This is a genomic window from Hominisplanchenecus faecis, assembly GCF_020687205.1.
GTDB classification, from domain to species: Bacteria; Bacillota; Clostridia; order Lachnospirales; family Lachnospiraceae; genus Hominisplanchenecus; species Hominisplanchenecus faecis.
In genome coordinates, this window is sequence record NZ_JAJEQE010000063.1 from 1 (window position 1) to 17,651 (window position 17,651).

At 44.7% G+C, this 17,651-nt stretch carries 19 protein-coding genes; 1 reads left to right on the forward strand and 18 read right to left on the reverse strand.

The window, feature by feature from the left end; translation table 11 throughout:
* A partial coding sequence (locus LKD42_RS13485; protein ID WP_248836005.1) for a hypothetical protein occupies positions 1-263 on the forward strand: 263 nt, incomplete at its 5' end.
* Here LKD42_RS13485 and LKD42_RS13490 read toward each other — a convergent pair.
* The 18 genes from LKD42_RS13490 to LKD42_RS13575 form a co-directional block, all read right to left on the reverse strand.
* Entirely contained in the window at positions 238-660 is a 423-nt protein-coding gene (locus LKD42_RS13490; RefSeq protein WP_022120028.1) for a flavodoxin, read from the reverse strand. The genes LKD42_RS13485 and LKD42_RS13490 overlap by 26 nt on opposite strands.
* A 111-nt stretch (positions 661-771) precedes the next feature.
* Complete coding sequence (locus LKD42_RS13495; RefSeq protein ID WP_022120027.1) at positions 772-1,323, reverse strand: DUF3793 family protein; 552 nt, start codon at positions 1,321-1,323, stop codon at positions 772-774.
* A gap of 14 nt (positions 1,324-1,337) precedes the next feature.
* Positions 1,338-1,625 carry a DUF2325 domain-containing protein gene (locus tag LKD42_RS13500; protein WP_022120026.1) on the reverse strand — a complete coding sequence of 96 codons (288 nt, stop codon included), beginning with the start codon at positions 1,623-1,625 and terminating at the stop codon, positions 1,338-1,340.
* Between the two features lie 200 nt (positions 1,626-1,825).
* Positions 1,826-2,272, reverse strand: a complete 447-nt coding sequence (locus LKD42_RS13505; RefSeq protein WP_173896295.1) for a Fur family transcriptional regulator — start codon at positions 2,270-2,272, stop codon at positions 1,826-1,828.
* A gap of 13 nt (positions 2,273-2,285) precedes the next feature.
* Positions 2,286-2,423, reverse strand: coding sequence for a FeoB-associated Cys-rich membrane protein (locus tag LKD42_RS13510; protein WP_022120024.1), 138 nt, complete (start codon positions 2,421-2,423; stop codon positions 2,286-2,288).
* A gap of 34 nt (positions 2,424-2,457) precedes the next feature.
* Positions 2,458-4,962 (reverse strand): ferrous iron transport protein B, encoded by a 2,505-nt coding sequence (feoB, locus tag LKD42_RS13515; protein WP_248836006.1) that lies wholly within the window; start codon positions 4,960-4,962, stop codon positions 2,458-2,460.
* A 149-nt stretch (positions 4,963-5,111) separates the two neighbouring features.
* Positions 5,112-5,333, reverse strand: coding sequence for a FeoA family protein (locus tag LKD42_RS13520; protein ID WP_022120022.1), 222 nt, complete (start codon positions 5,331-5,333; stop codon positions 5,112-5,114).
* A gap of 50 nt (positions 5,334-5,383) precedes the next feature.
* A complete protein-coding gene (locus tag LKD42_RS13525; RefSeq protein ID WP_022120021.1) occupies positions 5,384-5,596 on the reverse strand; it encodes a FeoA family protein in 213 nt (70 codons plus the stop codon).
* A 281-nt stretch (positions 5,597-5,877) separates the two neighbouring features.
* Positions 5,878-7,965, reverse strand: a complete 2,088-nt coding sequence (locus LKD42_RS13530; RefSeq protein ID WP_147631145.1) for a heavy metal translocating P-type ATPase — start codon at positions 7,963-7,965, stop codon at positions 5,878-5,880.
* Between the two features lie 14 nt (positions 7,966-7,979).
* Positions 7,980-8,348 carry a DUF6110 family protein gene (locus LKD42_RS13535; protein ID WP_022120019.1) on the reverse strand — a complete coding sequence of 123 codons (369 nt, stop codon included), beginning with the start codon at positions 8,346-8,348 and terminating at the stop codon, positions 7,980-7,982.
* A gap of 131 nt (positions 8,349-8,479) precedes the next feature.
* Positions 8,480-8,851 (reverse strand): heavy-metal-associated domain-containing protein, encoded by a 372-nt coding sequence (locus tag LKD42_RS13540; protein WP_248836007.1) that lies wholly within the window; start codon positions 8,849-8,851, stop codon positions 8,480-8,482.
* Positions 8,852-8,895: 44 nt separating this feature from the next.
* Positions 8,896-9,675, reverse strand: coding sequence for a tRNA threonylcarbamoyladenosine dehydratase (locus LKD42_RS13545; protein ID WP_022119017.1), 780 nt, complete (start codon positions 9,673-9,675; stop codon positions 8,896-8,898).
* Positions 9,669-10,808, reverse strand: a complete 1,140-nt coding sequence (locus tag LKD42_RS13550) for a rhodanese-like domain-containing protein (protein WP_330589915.1) — start codon at positions 10,806-10,808, stop codon at positions 9,669-9,671. Before LKD42_RS13550 ends, LKD42_RS13545 begins: the two co-directional genes overlap by 7 nt.
* Before the next feature lie 17 nt (positions 10,809-10,825).
* Positions 10,826-11,872, reverse strand: coding sequence for a [FeFe] hydrogenase H-cluster radical SAM maturase HydE (gene hydE, locus LKD42_RS13555; RefSeq protein WP_248836008.1), 1,047 nt, complete (start codon positions 11,870-11,872; stop codon positions 10,826-10,828).
* Positions 11,873-12,048: 176 nt separating this feature from the next.
* On the reverse strand, positions 12,049-12,492 hold the full coding sequence (locus tag LKD42_RS13560) for an RrF2 family transcriptional regulator (protein ID WP_248836009.1): 444 nt from the start codon (positions 12,490-12,492) through the stop codon (positions 12,049-12,051).
* Between the two features lie 165 nt (positions 12,493-12,657).
* The gene (gene mgtE, locus LKD42_RS13565; RefSeq protein WP_248836010.1) at positions 12,658-14,046 is read right to left on the reverse strand and encodes a magnesium transporter; all 1,389 of its coding nucleotides are present in this window, start codon (positions 14,044-14,046) and stop codon (positions 12,658-12,660) included.
* 387 nt (positions 14,047-14,433) lie between these two features.
* A complete protein-coding gene (locus tag LKD42_RS13570; protein WP_248836011.1) occupies positions 14,434-17,001 on the reverse strand; it encodes a heavy metal translocating P-type ATPase in 2,568 nt (855 codons plus the stop codon).
* Positions 17,002-17,176: 175 nt separating this feature from the next.
* A partial coding sequence (locus tag LKD42_RS13575) for an RNA-guided endonuclease InsQ/TnpB family protein (RefSeq protein ID WP_248836012.1) occupies positions 17,177-17,651 on the reverse strand: 475 nt, incomplete at its 5' end.

Sequence of the window (17,651 nt, forward strand, 5' to 3'; positions counted from 1 at the left end):
GCGGGTCCCAAGGTCTTTCATCCACCTATGAGCAAGCTCATGTGGATTTAGACCTTTTGACCCTGGCATCATCTTATTATTCTAACACAGGAAACAGCGGTATCGCAACTGTGGGAACTTCCGCCAAAGTTCTTTGTTTTGCCTCCATAACAAAAACCTCCAAAGCATCCGTTTTTTCATCTGCCCTGAAGGTTTTCATTCTTTTCTTATTGCGGTTTTATGAATTTCAGTTTCTGCTTATGCCAGTGCTTTTCCGAGGTTGACGCAGTTTGCTTCTGCCTCATCATCCGGTGTTTCGTTGCAGATCACGCTGTCACATGCAAGGGACGCACCGTCGTTTTTGCAGGTTTCTTCCCAGTTCTGCATCCATTCTCCATCGCCCCATCCATAAGAACCAAACAGTGCAATCTTCTTGCCCTGGAGTTTGGATTCGCAGGAAGCAAACATCGGCTCAAAAATGGTATCTTCCAGTTCTTCGCATCCCATGGACGGGCATCCGAATGCTACTGCATCAAACTCATCCATTTTATCAGCGGAGAAACCTTCTGCTTCAAATACTTCTACTTCTGCTCCGCCTGCTTTTGCACCTTCTGCTACTTTATTTGCCATGATCTCTGTGTTTCCTGTTCCACTCCAATATACAACTGCTACTTTGCTCATGTTTTATTCCTCTTCTTTCTTCTTTATATTTTTCATGCTGTCGGACTTTTGCCCTCCGACATTTTTTAACAATATCTGCGGAGCATCTGCTGCAAAATCATGTTTGCAGTCTTATGACGCGACAGTAAGTGTACGGATGTCCCGCCCCTGCTTCCACAGTCTTCGATAGACTTCTCTGCATTTTTTGTATTTTGCAAAAAGTTTTCTTGTTTCACATTCATTGCAGTATACTTTCCAGCAGCCGGAGCATTTGTAATTCTGCCCTGCGTTCTCAATAAAACCAACCACATCTTCCAGCGGATAGTCAAGGAACACACCAATCTCATGTGGGAATCCTTCTGCTTTTGCAAGACGCTCTTTCAGTCTCTGCAATGCATAATCGGCATCTTTCTGTACATAGCCGTATTTTCCAAGGAAGTTCTGCACTTCCTGATCATCGAGCCGCTCCTGCAGTCTCTGTTTGCGACATACATACATCAGTGCCTTCTGATTCTGTACTCTCAGGACAACAAGTGAAATCCCCCTCGCCTGTAATTCCTGATTCCAGTACCGTACCTGCTGCTCTGGCATTTCCTCCGGTGCAAAAGACCAGGTAAACAAATTTGCCGTCTTCACCGATGCCAGAGTCGGCGAACAGTGTTCGATCAGATATCGTTCCAGCATGAGAAACCTCCTTTTTACATTGCCACGCAGTGTTCTTCCAGTACTGAGTGCAGTGCACTTGCACTGCTGCTGTGGATCCTTGCAACCGGAATGTTGTTCCGTTTTGCTTCCTGGATCGCAGTGTTTACCATTTTGTGTGATACCGTGTTGGTAAACAGGATCAGAAGATCCGGGCAACCGATTTTTTTTCTTACTGAACCATGCTCTTTTGCAAAGACTTTTGCTTTGCAGCCATGGCATTTGCAGATGTCAGCGTACTGACAGACCATTCTTTCGTTTCCTCCAATAATCACTACACTCATGTTCTTATCCTCTCCATCTTTCTTAAAATTATAAGATGCCAGGGTCAAAAGCCTGAAGCCACGACGTGCTTGCACAGGATTGGTTTTATGACATCCTTGCTCCGATGCTTCTTTCAACTACCTTAAATTAGTTTTAACTAACTTATATTTTTAAAAAAACGGACTGCCAAGACTATCCTGAAACAGTCCGTTTTCCGCCTTTATCTGGCACAACACATGTCAGAATTCCAGGCTATTTTTTTTATTTCCTGATCTTCAATATATCCGCACGCTTTTAGACCTGCCTGAAATACTGCGTCCAGTTTCTCTGCCGAGAGACAGTACGTTGTGCGGTCACTCAGTTCCACGATGCAGCTGTTTGCAGCTTTTTTCTTTTCTGCTTCACAGCTGCCATTTTCGCACAGTTCTTCACATGCCACTTTGTACATGTTCTTTCTGCTGATGGCACCGATTTCTTCCAACATATTCACCATACGGTAAACCGTTGCAAATCCAATCTTTGTATCTTGTCTGGAAGCTTTGTAATAAATTTCCTTGCAGCAGGAGCAGTCCTCCTGCAGGATGATATCCAGGATGATCAGTCTCTGTCTTGTAATCCTGCAGCCACGCTCCTTTAGCTTGCGGATGATATATTCTCTCTGTGGCACAAGCGTCCCTCCCTTAATGGCAGTGACCGCCACAATTCTTACAGTCTCCGCCGCACTGAATGGATTTTCCGTTTTTCTTATCGCGTACCATACTGCGGACAGCAAGTGCTACAACTCCTGCCACAATAATACCAACTACAACTGTTCCCATAAAAAATCCTCCTTTCAGGCTTTCGGCAAAATCTCTATTTTGCCCTGGATGTCTTTACGGATACGTTCAAAGTCTGACTCTCTTTGTAAGGACGAGCCAGCAGGTAAATGAATGCTACAATAACTGCGATCGCCACAATCGTCCAGATACTGAATCCGGCTCCTGTGAACAGTCCGCCGATCTGATTTACAACCAGAGATACCAGATATGCAAAACCGCACTGATATCCGACTGCTGTCCAGAACCATTTTGTATTGTTCATTTCACGTTTGATCGCACCCATAGCTGCGAAGCACGGTGCACACAGCAGGTTGAATGCCAAGAAGGAATATCCGCTTACTGCTGTGAAAGCTGCTCCCATGGTTGCGTAAACGCTTGCGTCTCCGCCTCCGTAAAGGATGCCCAGTGTACCAACAATGTTCTCTTTTGCAACCAGACCTGTAACAGATGCAACGGTTGCCTGCCAGTTGCCCCATCCCTGTGGAATGAAGATCCAGCAGATTGCTTTACCGATCGTAGCCAGAATACTGTAATCAATCTGGTCTTCGGAAAGCATCTGGAATTTGCCGTCCATGACACCAAAGTAAGTTGTGAACCATACAGCGATGGTAGATACCAGGATAATCGTACCAGCTTTTTTGATAAATGACCAGCCACGTTCCCACATACTTCTTAAAACGCTTCCGATCGTCGGCATATGGTATGCCGGAAGTTCCATAACAAATGGTGCCGGATCACCTGCAAACATTTTTGTTTTCTTCAGGATGATACCGGAGCAGATGATCGCTGCGATACCAAGGAAGTATGCAGATGGTGCTACCCAGGATGCTCCACCGAAGATTGCTCCTGCAACCATGGCGATAAACGGAAGTTTTGCACCGCATGGGATAAAGGTTGTTGTCATGATCGTCATACGACGGTCTCTTTCATTTTCAATCGTACGGGAAGCCATGATACCCGGAACGCCACAGCCGGAGCCGATCAGCATTGGGATAAAGGACTTACCGGAAAGACCAAATTTGCGGAACACTCGGTCCATGATGAAGGCAACTCGTGCCATGTATCCGCATCCTTCCAGGAATGCCAGGAAGATGAACAGGATCAGGATCTGCGGAACGAATCCGAGAACCGCACCAAGACCTGCTACGATACCATCCAGGATCAGACCTCTCAGCCATTCTGCACAGCCGACTTTGTCAAGTACATTCTCAACCAGAACTGGAATACCTGGAATCCATACGCCGTAGTCTGCCGGATCCGGAGCTGTGTAATCATATTTATCCATGGTTGCTACTGCTTCCTGGAAATCGGCACCGGTAGAAGTTACTTCTTCGTCTGCCATTGTCTCTTCATCTACTACAGAATAGGTTGCTGTATCTGCATCAGAAATGGTTGTTGCAAACTCTGTCAGAGCTGCTTTTGCTGCTGCCGGATCATAATCATCTGCTTCTGAATCCAGAGCTGTCTGAACGCTTTCTACGTCTACGCCCTGCTCGCTTTCATAATCCAGGAAACCATTTACTATCGTTTCTGCATCTGTGTATTCATCTGCAACTTCTGTGTAGGACGCTGTTCCGATACCGAACAGATGCCATCCATCACCGAATACACCATCGTTTGCCCAGCCTGTTGCGATGTCACCAACGGTTGTTACCGACACAAAGTATACCAGCCACATAACTGCAGCAAAGATTGGCAGTGCCAGCCAGCGGTTTGTTACAATCTTATCAATCTTATCGGAAGTAGTCAGTTTTTCTTTTCTGTCTTTCTTTAAGCATTCTCCGATAATAGAAGATATGTAAGTATATCTCTCGTTTGTGATAATACTTTCGGTATCATCATCAAATTTTTCTTCCATCTCAGCGATCTCTTTGGATACATCCACGCTGGTGTTCATCTGATCCTGGATCTTATCATCTTTTTCCAGAAGTTTGATCGCAAAGAATCTTCTCTGTGCATCCGGTACAACACCGACCAGTTTGTCTTCTACTCTCTCGATGATGTCCTCTGCATCTTTTGTAAATTCATGAACCGGAATGGAAGTTTTGTTCTTCTGTGCCAGAGCGACAGCTTTTTCTGCTGCTTTCTGGATTCCGGTACCTTTCAGTGCGGAAATCTCAACTACTTCACAACCGATCTTTTTGCTCAGTTTGTCAACATAGATCTTATCGCCGGATTTTTCAACGATATCCATCATGTTAACCGCCATGATCACCGGAATACCGAGTTCCAGAATCTGTGTGGACAGATACAGGTTACGCTCAATGTTGGTTCCGTCTACGATATTAATGATCGCATCCGGTTTTTCGTTGATCAGATAATTTCTGGCAACCACTTCCTCCAGTGTATATGGAGACAGAGAATAAATACCAGGTAAGTCCATAATGGTTACATCTTTATGGCCTTTGAGCTTACCTTCCTTTTTCTCAACGGTTACACCAGGCCAGTTTCCCACGAACTGGTTAGACCCTGTCAGTGCGTTAAACAATGTAGTCTTACCACAGTTCGGATTTCCTGCCAATGCAATTTTAATTGACATACTTTCCTCCTCTTTCCCAAAAAAAGATCACCCTTCGGGCTCATTTTTCCGAGAGCTGATTTACACAGCTTATTTTTATTTGCGTTTGCTTATTTATATTTTGTATCTCTTATTTATGTTAGTATTATCTAATCCATGAGTAAAAAAATTTATTCTACTTCAATCATTTCCGCATCTGCTTTTCTAAGAGATAATTCATAGCCGCGAACGGTTACTTCGATCGGATCACCAAGTGGTGCAACTTTTCTTACATAAATGCTGACACCTTTTGTGATTCCCATGTCCATGATCCTTCTTTTGACCGGACCAGCACCGCTCAGCTTTTTTACTGTGACAGTCTGTCCACAGGCAACTTCTCTTAATGTTTTCATCTCTGCCTACCCTTTCTGTTTTCTGATTTTTCCGGAGATAGCATTTTGCATCAGACCATAATCTTGTTGGCCATATCTTTGCCAATGGCAACTCTGGAATCTTTTACGTTCACGATCAGGTTTCCTTCTATTTCAGAAACAACTGTCACGGTTCCACCTGGCACAAATCCAAGTTTCTCCAAAAATCTTCTGGTTTCTTCTTTGCCACCGACCTTTTTGATTACACTCGGTTCTCCTGTGTTCACCATCGTTAAAGGCATCATTTGCAACCTCCCTTTTTTTATAAAAGTAAGCTCAAAACAGGCTCCTTTTCTTTTTCTTCACAGTTAGTATATGCTAATGTTCATTAGCTGTCAACAACTTTTTTAGTTTTTATTGATACATTTTCTCATTAAACACTTTTTATTAATATTTATTTCTCAAAAATAACGAATACTACGAACTTCTCCGACTAAAAAAACAGAACACGGTGGCCGTTATATCTTTTGATATAGAAAATGTAACTGCCATGTATTCTGTTTCTTGTTTTCAGCTGTTGTTTCTTTTATTCCGATTCATCCAGCAGATTCTTCATGCTCTGCAGTCCGATCACCAGCGTAGACGTATTGTGTAGCAGTGCGGATGTCGTAGGCGGAAGTACGCCTGTCACGCCGCATACGATCAGTCCGGTATTAAATCCGACGATAATCCGGTAGTTCCTGCGGATACGCTGCATCAGTGCATCACTCAGTCTCTTGAGTTTGACGATCTCTTTGAGGTCGTCTGCACCGACAGTGATATCTGCCACTTCCCTTGCGATCTCTGCTCCTTCGCTGATCGCAATGCCGACATCTGCCGCAGACAGTGCCGGTGAATCGTTGATGCCATCGCCGATCATAATGACTTTGCGTCCTGCCTGTTTTTCCCTTTCAACAAAGTTTGCTTTATCTTCCGGAAGTACTTCGGAATAATATTCATCGACACCGACACGTTTTGCGATTGCTTTTGCGGTACGGTCACTGTCGCCGGTCATCATAACGATCTTGGAAAGTCCTGCTTCACGCAGCTGTTCAACCACCTGGGCTGCTTCTTTTCGGAGCGGATCTTCAATGCAGATCACGGCTGCAAGCTCGTTCTGGATTGCCAGATACAGGTGGGAATATTCTTCCGGCAGGTTTTCAAACCTGTCTTCCATTCCTTCCGGTATCGTGCACTTTTCATCCTCGAAAATGAAGTGATGGCTTCCGATCACAGCTTTTTTGCCTTCGATCGTAGTAGAAATACCGTGTGCCACGATATACTCTACCTTTGTATGCATCTCTTCGTGATCCAGATGCCGCTCTTTGGCTGCATTTACCACTGCTTTTGCCATAGAATGAGGGAAATGCTCCTCCAGGCAGGCTGCGATGCGAAGCAGTTCATTTTCACTGTATCCGTTAAAGGAGATCACTTTTGCAACGATCGGTTTCGCCTCGGTAAGCGTTCCGGTCTTGTCAAATACGATTGTGTCTGCTTCTGCCACTGCTTCCAGGAATTTACCTCCCTTGACCGTGATCTTGAAGCTTCCGGCTTCGCGGATCGCAGAAAGAACGGATACCGGCATTGCCAGTTTCAGTGCACAGGAGAAATCTACCATCAACACTGAGAGAGCCTTGGTCACATTTCTGGTAAAGAGCCAGGTAAGGGCGGTTCCTGCAAGTGTATACGGAACCAGCTTGTCTGCCAGATGCTCTGCCTTGCTCTCCAGTCCGGATTTCAGTTTTTCAGACTCTTCGATCATGGCTGCGATCTTCTCATACCGGCTTGATCCGCCTGCTTTGCGGACAAGAACCGTGATCTCGCCTTCTTCTACGACGGTTCCTGCAAATACCGTATTCCCGGCTGTTTTGCGTACCGGTGCAGACTCTCCCGTCAAAGAAGCCTGATTAAGCATCGCCTCTCCATCCGATACAGTTCCGTCAAACGGAACCACATTGCCCATATGTACCACGATCTGATCATTTTCTCTGATCCTGGATGCGGATACGAGTACTTCCTGGCCGGATGCCTCTTTTATCCATACTTTATCTACATTCAGTGACATCGTCCTTGCCAGATCATCAACGGATTTCTTGTGCGTCCACTCTTCTAACAGTTCTCCGATGCCAAGCAGGAACATGATCGAACCTGCGGTCGCCGTGTCACCACGCAGTACAGAAACTCCGATGGCTGTTCCATCCAGTACCGGAACTTCAATCTTGCCTTTTGCAAGTGTCTGAATTCCCTTCCAGATGTATTTGATTGAGCAGAAACCGGTGTAAGCTGCGGCGATCGGTGCCGGCAGAAATACTTTTCTTCCGTAATGGAACAGAACTTTATTAACCAGTTTTTCCTGATACTGGGAATTCAGCTCCCTTCCGGAATGTTCCAGTATGCCATCCGGAACTTTTACATCTTTGCAGCGATAGGCAGCTACCTTCTTTAATAAAGTACTGCGTTCTCCCTGATAACAGATCACTGCATCTGCGGTACGTTCATATACAACTGCTTTTGTTACCTGAGGCAGCTCTTCCAGATAATACTGGAAAAGATCTGCCTCTTTATAAGACAGGCGTTTCGCCTCCATATGGATACGGATCCTGCCTCTTATCTCGTGTTTAATTCTGAATTTCAATCTTCCTCAAACCTCTATTCTGCAGTTTCCTCTGTTGTCTCTTCTGCCGCTGTTTCTTCTGTTTCCGCTTCTGTTTCTTCAGCCTCTGCTTCCACTTCATCCTCTACTTCTTTTAAATCTTCATCATCATAAACAGCTTCTTTTGCCGCACGCTCTTCGTTGATCTGTTTTGCTTCTTCGTAGATGTCACCTGCATTTTCCTGAACTTTCGTTACCGTCTGCATAACGCACTCTTTTGCACGAAGTACTGCTGCAGTAACATTTGTGTAAAATTTCTTTGCATCGTTGCTGGACAGTGCTTTAATACCGGCTGTACCAAAAGCAACACCTGCTGCAAAAATTCCTGTTTTTTTCCAATCTGCATTTTTTAAACATTTTAACATTCTTTTGTACCTCCTAGTTTTGTTTTATTTTTGAATTTCCTTGCATTATATCACTCTGATTTGTGTTTTTCTATTATTTTTTTCTTTTATTATTGATAATTTTTATCAATAGATTTGTCTATGGATAAACTTTATAAGGATTCGATCTTTTTGCAGATTCCCGGATCATAACCGCTGCGTCTGACGATACCCTGGATCTCCTGTGTGCTGATCTGCTCTTTTGCGTAAACTTGTGCTTTTTTCTGTTTCAGATTTACTTTCGCATAAAAGCCTTTCTTTTCGTTAAAAGCATTCTCCACTCTCTTTTTGCACTGACTGCAGGTCATACCCTCCACTTCCACTTCAAAATGATATGGATAATGAGAGACATCGGTATCCTCTGCTTTTACTTTTTTCACATCATCACCGGTTCCGCAGCAGCCGTTTGAAACACGTTTCAGGGAACTGCGGATTCCGAAGAAACAGATCACAACTAAAATGGCACAGATAATAATGGTTGACATATACATTCCTCCTGACGTAACGCTGAAAAAATTGATAATCTTTTTCACTTCTTTTTGCGTCTGTTTTCTTCGCCAAGTGCGATGTCATTTACGATTTCACCTGCCATGATCAGTCCCATGACAGACGGTGTAAAGGCCGTACTTCCCGGGATTGCTCTGCGGTCTGTACACTTTCTCTGTACACCCGGCGGGCAGACGCAGTGTGCCTTGCAGCTGATCGACATATCTTCGATCGGCGTGCGTGCCTTCTCTTTGGAATACACCACTTTCAGACTGTCCACTTTACGTTTCTTTAATTCCCGCCGCATGACTTTTGCCAGCGGGCAGACGGATGTCTCGTAAATATCTGCCACTTCAAACAGTTCCGGATGGATCTTGTTTCCGGCTCCCATTGCGGAGATAACAGGTACTCCTGCTTCTTTTGCCGCCATGACAATATCGATTTTTGCCGTCACGGTGTCAACGGCATCTACCACGTAAGTGCATGACGCAAAATCAATCAGATCACGCTGGTCCGGCAGATAAAAGCAGTTATGCAGATGGATCCTGGCATGCGGATTGATCTCCAGAATACGGTCACGCATAACTTCTACTTTTTGTTTTCCGACCGTTTTTCTGGTCGCAATGATCTGACGGTTCAGATTTGTCAGGCAGACTTTATCGTCATCGATCAGATCAAAAGTACCGACTCCGCTTCGTGCCAGTGCTTCTGCTGTATAACCGCCGACACCGCCCAGTCCGAAAATTGCAACTCTCGCATTTGCCAGGCGTTCCATTGCCTCTTTTCCATAAAGAAGCTCTGTTCTCGAAAACTGATTTAACATGATTCATAATCCTCCAAAAATGAATGTCTGACTCCGTTTTTCTTATATGCCACAACGGTGTCCAGATTTACGTTCTCAATACTGCGGAAAATATTGGTCTCTACATAAGGATTGACCTTTTTCATTTCTGCGATCATATGCTTGATCTCCATACGCTTCGATGCACTTTCCCCATTTGGCCTGCAGGTCGTACAAGTGTCTGTAAATCTGCATGCACACTGAATAAAGTGCAGGCTGTTATAGTCTCTCCAGTGTTTGATATCCTCTTCCCGGATCAGATAAAGTGGGCGGATCAGTTCCATGCCCTCAAAATGAATGCTGTGAAGCTTCGGCATCATGGTCTGCACCTGACCGCCGTAGAGCATTCCCATCAGGATCGTCTCAATCACATCGTCAAAATGATGTCCCAGTGCAATCTTGTTGCATCCAAGCTCTTTTGCTTTGCTGTAAAGATGACCGCGCCGCATTCTTGCACAGAGATAGCACGGTGATTTTTCAATATTATAAACTGCTTCAAAAATGTTCGTTTCAAAAATCGTCAGCGGAATGTTTAAGATTTTTGCATTCTGCTCGATGATCTGACGGTTGCGTTCGTTATAGCCCGGGTCCATCACAAGATAGACCACTTCAAATGGAAATTTGTGATGACGCTGAAGTTCCTGGAACAGTTTTGCCATCAACATGGAATCCTTTCCGCCGGAAATACAGACAGCAATTTTATCTCCTTCCCGGACAAGCTGATATTCATTGATTGCTTTTGTAAATTTGCTGAAAATAGATTTATGGAATTTTTTGCGGATGCTCTTTTCAATATCCGCATTTCTGGCTGTCTCCTGAAAATGGTTCAGCAGCCATTTATCATAACCGCCTTCCAGACTGCAGGCATCAAATCCAAACCCGGAAAGCAGTTCTGCCTGATCGGTACTGATCACACCGCTTTGGCAGTATACAATGATCTTTTTTTCTGTCTGAAGCTCGTCTTTTCGCTCAATCAGCTCATTTGCCGGAATATTAAGGGCATCTTTTAAATGTCCATGATCAAAAGCTTCCATGCTTCGGATATCCAGCAGCTGATACGTTTCCTGTTCCATATTTTCAAGCTCCGCAAGGGAGCAGCTTTTTACATTTTCCAAAATTTTTCTCCTGTCTTTTAAAATTCCCGGTAATCACCGCGGTCTGTGACGATCTCATAGCCGATGCTGCGGATTCTCGCATCAAGACATTTCCGACATTCTGCCGCCTCATCCCCGGTACACAGTTTATTGTCATAGAGCATATAATTTTTCCGCACAGATACCGGTGAAAGATTCGGCATCACGACATTTGCCCCGGAAAGGATTGCCTTTTCACGCCCTCTCGGATCGATCGTGCCAACCGCTGTTGTCGCCGGAATCATAGCGTTTGGATTCATCAGCCGCAACATGGCAACCAGATTCAAAGTCAGATCCAGACTGCCTCCTGTTTCTTTTGCAAATACCGTGTCTTTGTGTGGGATAAACGGTCCGATGCCGATCATATGCGGCCTCAGTTTTTTGATATAACACAGTTCCCGTGCCAGATATTCTAATTGCCAGCCCGGTGACCCCACCATAAATCCACATCCAGTCTGATAACCGGTTTCTTTTAATATTTCAAGGCAGTGCAGTCGGTTTTCCAGGCTCATCTGCTTTGGATGCAGCATCGCATAATGCTCCGGAACGGATGTCTCTTCCCGCAGAAGATAGCGGTCTGCCCCGGCTTTGTGCATCACACGGTAAGATTCTTCTGAACGTTCGCCAAGTGAGAGCGTCACTGCACAGTCCGGATATTCTTTCTTGATCGAGCGAATGATCTCACACATCCGTTCATCATTGAAATAAGCATCCTCGCCGCCCTGCAGCACAAAAGTCCGATAGCCCAGTTCATAGCCCATCTTACAGCACTCCATGATCTGTGAAAGTGTCAGACGGTAACGCACTGCATTCTGATTGCCCCTGCGGATACCGCAGTAGAGACAGTCATTTTTGCAGTAGTTGGTAAACTCGATCAGCCCTCGCAGATAAATCTTTCTGCCAAAGTGCCTGACCGCTTCTTCTGCTGCTGCCGCCCGCAGATACGCACTGGATTCTTCATCCAGATGCTCCAGAAGATACCGAAGCTCCTCCATCTGTGCATCCTGTTCTTTTCTCAGTTTTTCTATGATCGGTCTGCAATCCATGCCATTCCCCCAACTCTTTTTCTGCCGTTATTTTTATTTTCGCTGTTATTCTACATGGAAAACGCAAAAAAGTAAAGCCGACTTTTTATGTCAGCTTTACCGCTATTTTGTTCTTTTAAAAATAAGGATGCCTGCAGATTGCTCCGTTTCGTTTCAGGCTTTTAACCCGGGCATCATCATATATAATACATATATTCTTCTTCGTTATGCTTTAAATATTCTTCCTCCATATCTTCGAGTGTGACACCCTGAAGTACTTTCTTCGTCTGCCGGTTCAGCGGATCGATGATCAGCTCCTGGATGACATCGGATATTTCTTCATCTTTACAGGGATCGGCTGTCTTTTCGTCTGTTATATAATAATCACCGTCGATCGCATAGACAATGTCGCTGACGGTGATCTCACCGGCCGGTCTGGCCAGATAATACCCTCCCTGCGGTCCTTTGATGCTTCTGACAATTCCGGCTCTTCGAAGGCTTGCGAAAACCTGCTCCAGAAACTGCGGCGAGATCCCATTTCGCTGTGCAAGGACATTCAGAGGCACATGTGCTGATTTGGAATGGATCGACAGATCTGCCAATGCCCGAAATGCATATCTGCTTTTCATTGATAATTTCATAGCTACTCCTTATCTTTATATTTCACATATGTTTACTAGGTTTTAATTATGGTATCATAAAACAGAAAACTTGTCAATACATTCAAAACATAGTGATATGGTATGATATCTTCCGTCAAAAAAAGACAACTGCCGCTGTGCAATTGTCTTTTTTTCTTTTTTATTTTAGCCTGCCAAATGCAGTATATTGATCAGAAGAATCCAGCTCAGTCCGTAATAAGACACAACTGCGACAAGGTCGTTGATCGTTGTGATCAGCGGGCCGGACGCAACGGCCGGGTCTACATGGATCTTCTTGAAAAACAGCGGGATACAAGTACCAACTGCTCCGGAAACGACCATCGCCAGTACCAGAGAGAGGCCGATGCATCCAGACACCGCATAGGCAAACAGGAATGTCTTGCCTTTAAACAGTGCGATATATAATCCCACCAGAGCAAACGATATCGTTCCCAGGATCATACCATTCGAGAATCCGATCTTCATTTCTTTCAAAACAAGCTGGAACTTCTGTTTGCCGGTCAGAGATTCATCCATCAGGACACGGATCGTTACAGCCAGTGACTGCGTACCGACGTTACCTGCCATATCCAGAATCAGTGACTGGAATGCCATGATGATCGTCAGCTGGCTTACTACCGTCTCAAACATACCTACAACAGAAGAAACAAGCATACCAAGACCTAACAGAACGAGCAGCCATGGCAGACGTTTTTTGATACTCTCACGCAGAGGCTCTTTTAAATCTTCCTCCGCAGTCAGACCGGCGAACATCGCATAATCCTCGCCCATCTCATCATCGACCAGTGATACGATGCTCTGCGATGTGATAACACCGAGTAGTTTATTGTTATTATTTAATACCGGGATAGAATCCTCGGAATAATCTTTCAGTTTTTCAATACAGTCATCGATCAGCTCATGACCATATACATATGGATAAGAAGTTACAACCAGATCCTCAAGTGGAGAATCCTGTCTTGCAATGATCAAATCCTTTAAATCCATGGCTCCGTAAAACGTCTGATCCTCCGTCACCATGAAAATGGTAGAAATATTATCGTTCTTTGCTGCCTGTTCTACCAGGCTGCTCATCGCCTGCTTTACCGTAAGATTCTCGCGGATCATGATAAAGTTGGTCGTCATCCTGCTTCCGATCTCTTCATCATCAAAAGAAGCGATCACAGCGATATCTTCTCTTGTATCTGCATCGGTCAGCTCGATCAGCAGTGCTCTTTTCTCCTTCGGTATCATCTTCAGGACATCGATCACCGCATCGGTCTCCATACTGGAGAGGATCTTTGCTGCCTTTCTGACATCCATCTCATCCAGATACTCCGCTGCCGGTTTCTCATCGATATGTTCAAAAATATCGGAAAGCATCTCCGTATCCAGGATACGACAGATCTTTCTTCTTTCTACAATGGTAAGATCCGGGAACACCTCTGCCAGGTCATTCTCATGGTAATCTTCGAGCTGATTCCGCATAACACCCGGTGAAGCATTGCTTCTGATGATACCCAGGATCTCTGATGTATAATCTTTGTTTTCCAATGTCTCATCCTCCTTATTCTGTTTTCGTAACCGTTCAGCCACACAAAAATACAGAAAAACAAAACTGTAAATGATTTTCTGCACATGACTGAACTTTCATAACGGTCCAGGGGAGTCGGAAAATAGGATAAGAAATCAGAAAACCAGACAGAACGGACTGCTGCTCACTTCCCATCCTATGCTTCTACTTCGCCCATGACTGTCACAACTGTCCATTCTGTTCACCTGCCTTTGTACTGAAATTTAAGAAAAAAGTTGAGGGCTTTACAGACCCTCAACCATTATAATTCCTTTTTCTTTAATTGTAAAGCAAACTTTTATATGGTTTTTGTAAAGTTTGCAGCCGTTCAGCCATGCGGCAAATATTGCAGACAGATGCGTTATGCCTTATTTTACAGACACTACCTGATAGTCTTTATCCTCTACGGTCTTTTTCAGTGTCTCATCTGCGATCTCTGCATTCAGTTTTACAACTGCAGTTCCTTTTTCGTGGCTGACGACTGCTTCGTCTACCTGTGGCAGTGCCTCCAGTGCTTTCTTTACGGTTGCCTCGCAGTGTCCACACATCATTCCTTTGATTTCCATTGTTTTTTCCATAGTATGATTCTCCTTTTCCTTTGATTTATTTTGCATCTGTGATTTTGCATTCACAGTCTGTAACGTAACCTGATTTTTTATTTTTTTATCTTTTTTTGCATCGTACATTCCGAAGAAATTCAGACGCAGTGCATTTGTTACCACGCAGAAGCTTGAAAGGCTCATGGCTGCTGCCCCGAACATCGGGTTTAACTGCCATCCAAAGACCGGGATCCAGATTCCGGCTGCCAGAGGAATGCCGATGATGTTGTAAATAAAAGCCCAGAACAGATTTTCATGGATATTTCTCAGTGTCGCACGGCTCAAACGGATCGCTGCCGGTACATCATCCAGCTTACTCTTCATCAGCACAACATCGGCCGCATCGATTGCGATATCCGTTCCGGCTCCGATTGCAATTCCCATATCTGCCCTTGTCAGGGCCGGTGCATCGTTGATGCCGTCACCTACCATGGCAACCTTTCCTTTTTCTTTCAGAGAGCGGATGACACTTTCCTTTCCTTCTGGAAGGACTCCGGCAATGACCTCATCAACGCCTGCCTGCCGTCCGATCGCCCTTGCTGTCCGCTCATTGTCCCCGGTCAGCATGACTACCCGGATTCCCATGTTCTGCAGTTCTTTTACGGCTCTTGCACTCTCTTCTTTGATCACATCCGCTACTGCGATCACACCGAGCAAACGGTCTTCTTTTGCAAAAAACAGCGGCGTCTTTCCATCTTCTGCCAGTGCTTCCACCTGGCGTTTCTGTTTCTCTGAGATTTTGCAGATTTCGGAGATAAATTTCATATTTCCACCAAAGAGGCGGCTTCCATGAAGACTGGCTGTCAGACCATTTCCCGGAAGTGCCTGAAAATCCGATACTTCCTCTGCTCTGACTTTTTGCCGCTCTGCCTCCAGCAGGATCGCTTTTGCCAGCGGATGCTCACTTTTCTTTTCCAGAGCAAATGCCATCTGAAGCAGCTCCTCTTCGCTTACGCCTTCCGCCGGAATGATATCGATTACTTTCGGCTCTCCGCTTGTGATCGTACCGGTCTTATCGAGTGCTACGATCTGCATTTTTCCGGTCTCTTCCAGCGAAACAGCTGTTTTAAACATGATTCCATGCTTTGCACCCATACCATTTCCGACCATGATCGCAACCGGGGTCGCAAGTCCGAGGGCACACGGGCAGCTGATAACCAGAACGGAAATGGCTCTTGCCAGTGCATATCCAAAGGTCTGGCCTGCCAGCATCCATACGATGAAGGTGATCACTGCGGTCGTGATGACTGCCGGTACAAACACACCGGAAACCTTATCTGCGATCTTGGCGATCGGTGCCTTTGTGGCTGCCGCATCACTGACCATCTGAATGATCTGTGAAAGCGTGGTATCTTCTCCGACTCTGGTCGCACGGCATTTGATAAATCCGGACTGATTGACTGTTGCCGCAGAAACTTTATCTCCTTCTGCTTTGTCAACCGGAATACTCTCACCGGTCAGTGCCGCTTCATTTACTGCACTGTTTCCTTCCAGAACGATACCATCCACCGGTATATTTTCACCCGGACGCACCACAAAAATGTCACCCGTCTGTACTTCTTCGATGGAAACGGTCACTTCCTGACCATCCTGCAACAGAACTGCTGTCTTTGGTGCCAGTTTCATCAGACTCTTCAGTGCATCCGTTGTCTTTCCTTTCGAACGTGCCTCCAGCATTTTGCCGACCGTGATCAGTGTCAGGATCATCGCCGCAGATTCGAAATAAAATTCATGCATATACGCCATGACAGCTGCCATATCACCCTTTACCTGGGCATCCGTCATCGCAAACAGTGCATAGACACTGTAAAGAAACGATGCTCCGGATCCAAGAGCTACCAGCGTATCCATGTTCGGGGATTTATTCAGCAGTCCTTTAAAACCACTGATAAAGAATTTCTGGTTGATGACCATGATCATGACCGTCAAAAGCAGCTGAAGCAGTCCCATCGCCACATGGTTTCCCGCAAAGAAAGATGGCAGAGGCCAGTTCCACATCATATGCCCCATCGAGAAATACATCAGTACCAGTAAAAAACCAACCGAAGCAAACAGCCTTTTTTTCAGTTTTGGTGTTTCCGTATCTTTCAGCAGTGCATCATCCTTTGCCGCACTGCCCTGATTTCCCTTTGTGCCCGTTCCTTTCTTTTCCGCATGATATCCTGCAGCTTCCACCGCCGAGATGATCGCATCGGAAGTTGCCGTCCCTTCCACGCCCATCGAATTTGTCAGCAGACTCACCGAGCAGGAAGTCACACCCGGAACTTTACTGACTGCTTTTTCTACTCTGCTGCTGCAGGCGGCACAGCTCATCCCGGTTACCGAATATTGTTCCATCGCAATTCCGTTACTGAAAACTTATAAAAAGTTATAAACCTTTATGTTTCATTCCTACTTCAATGAGTATGCTTTTGTACTGTCGAAACAGATACTACTCACAAGTTCTTGTACTCTCCATAGGCGTAAATTCCGAATTAACGCATCCGTACATATTTGCATTAACGTTTAATTGTTAGCTTGCAAATTTTTCTCCATAAACTTTTAGGTTTAGTGATGCTTGAAAATCTCTATTTATAACATTTCCACATTCACATTTATAAATTCTGTCAGATAATTTCAAATCCTTTTTTATATTTCCACAACAACTACAAAGTTTTGACGATGGATAAAACCGATCAGCTACAATGAGCTGAATACCATTGTTATTACATTTGTACTCAAGCTGTTTTCTGAATTCAAAGAATCCCTGATTCTGAACCGCTTTGGATAAATGTCTATTCTTCATCATTCCACTAACGTTTAAATCTTCGATACAAATAAATCTTGGTTTTCGATTTACGATTTCAGATGTGGTCTGATTTAAATAGTTTTTACGGATATTTGTTAATCTATGATTCACTTTAAGTAAAAGTTTTTCGTTTTTGATTACATTTTTAGTTTTACAGTAACTTACTCCTTTCTTATTTTTCTCATACTTTCGAGAAACT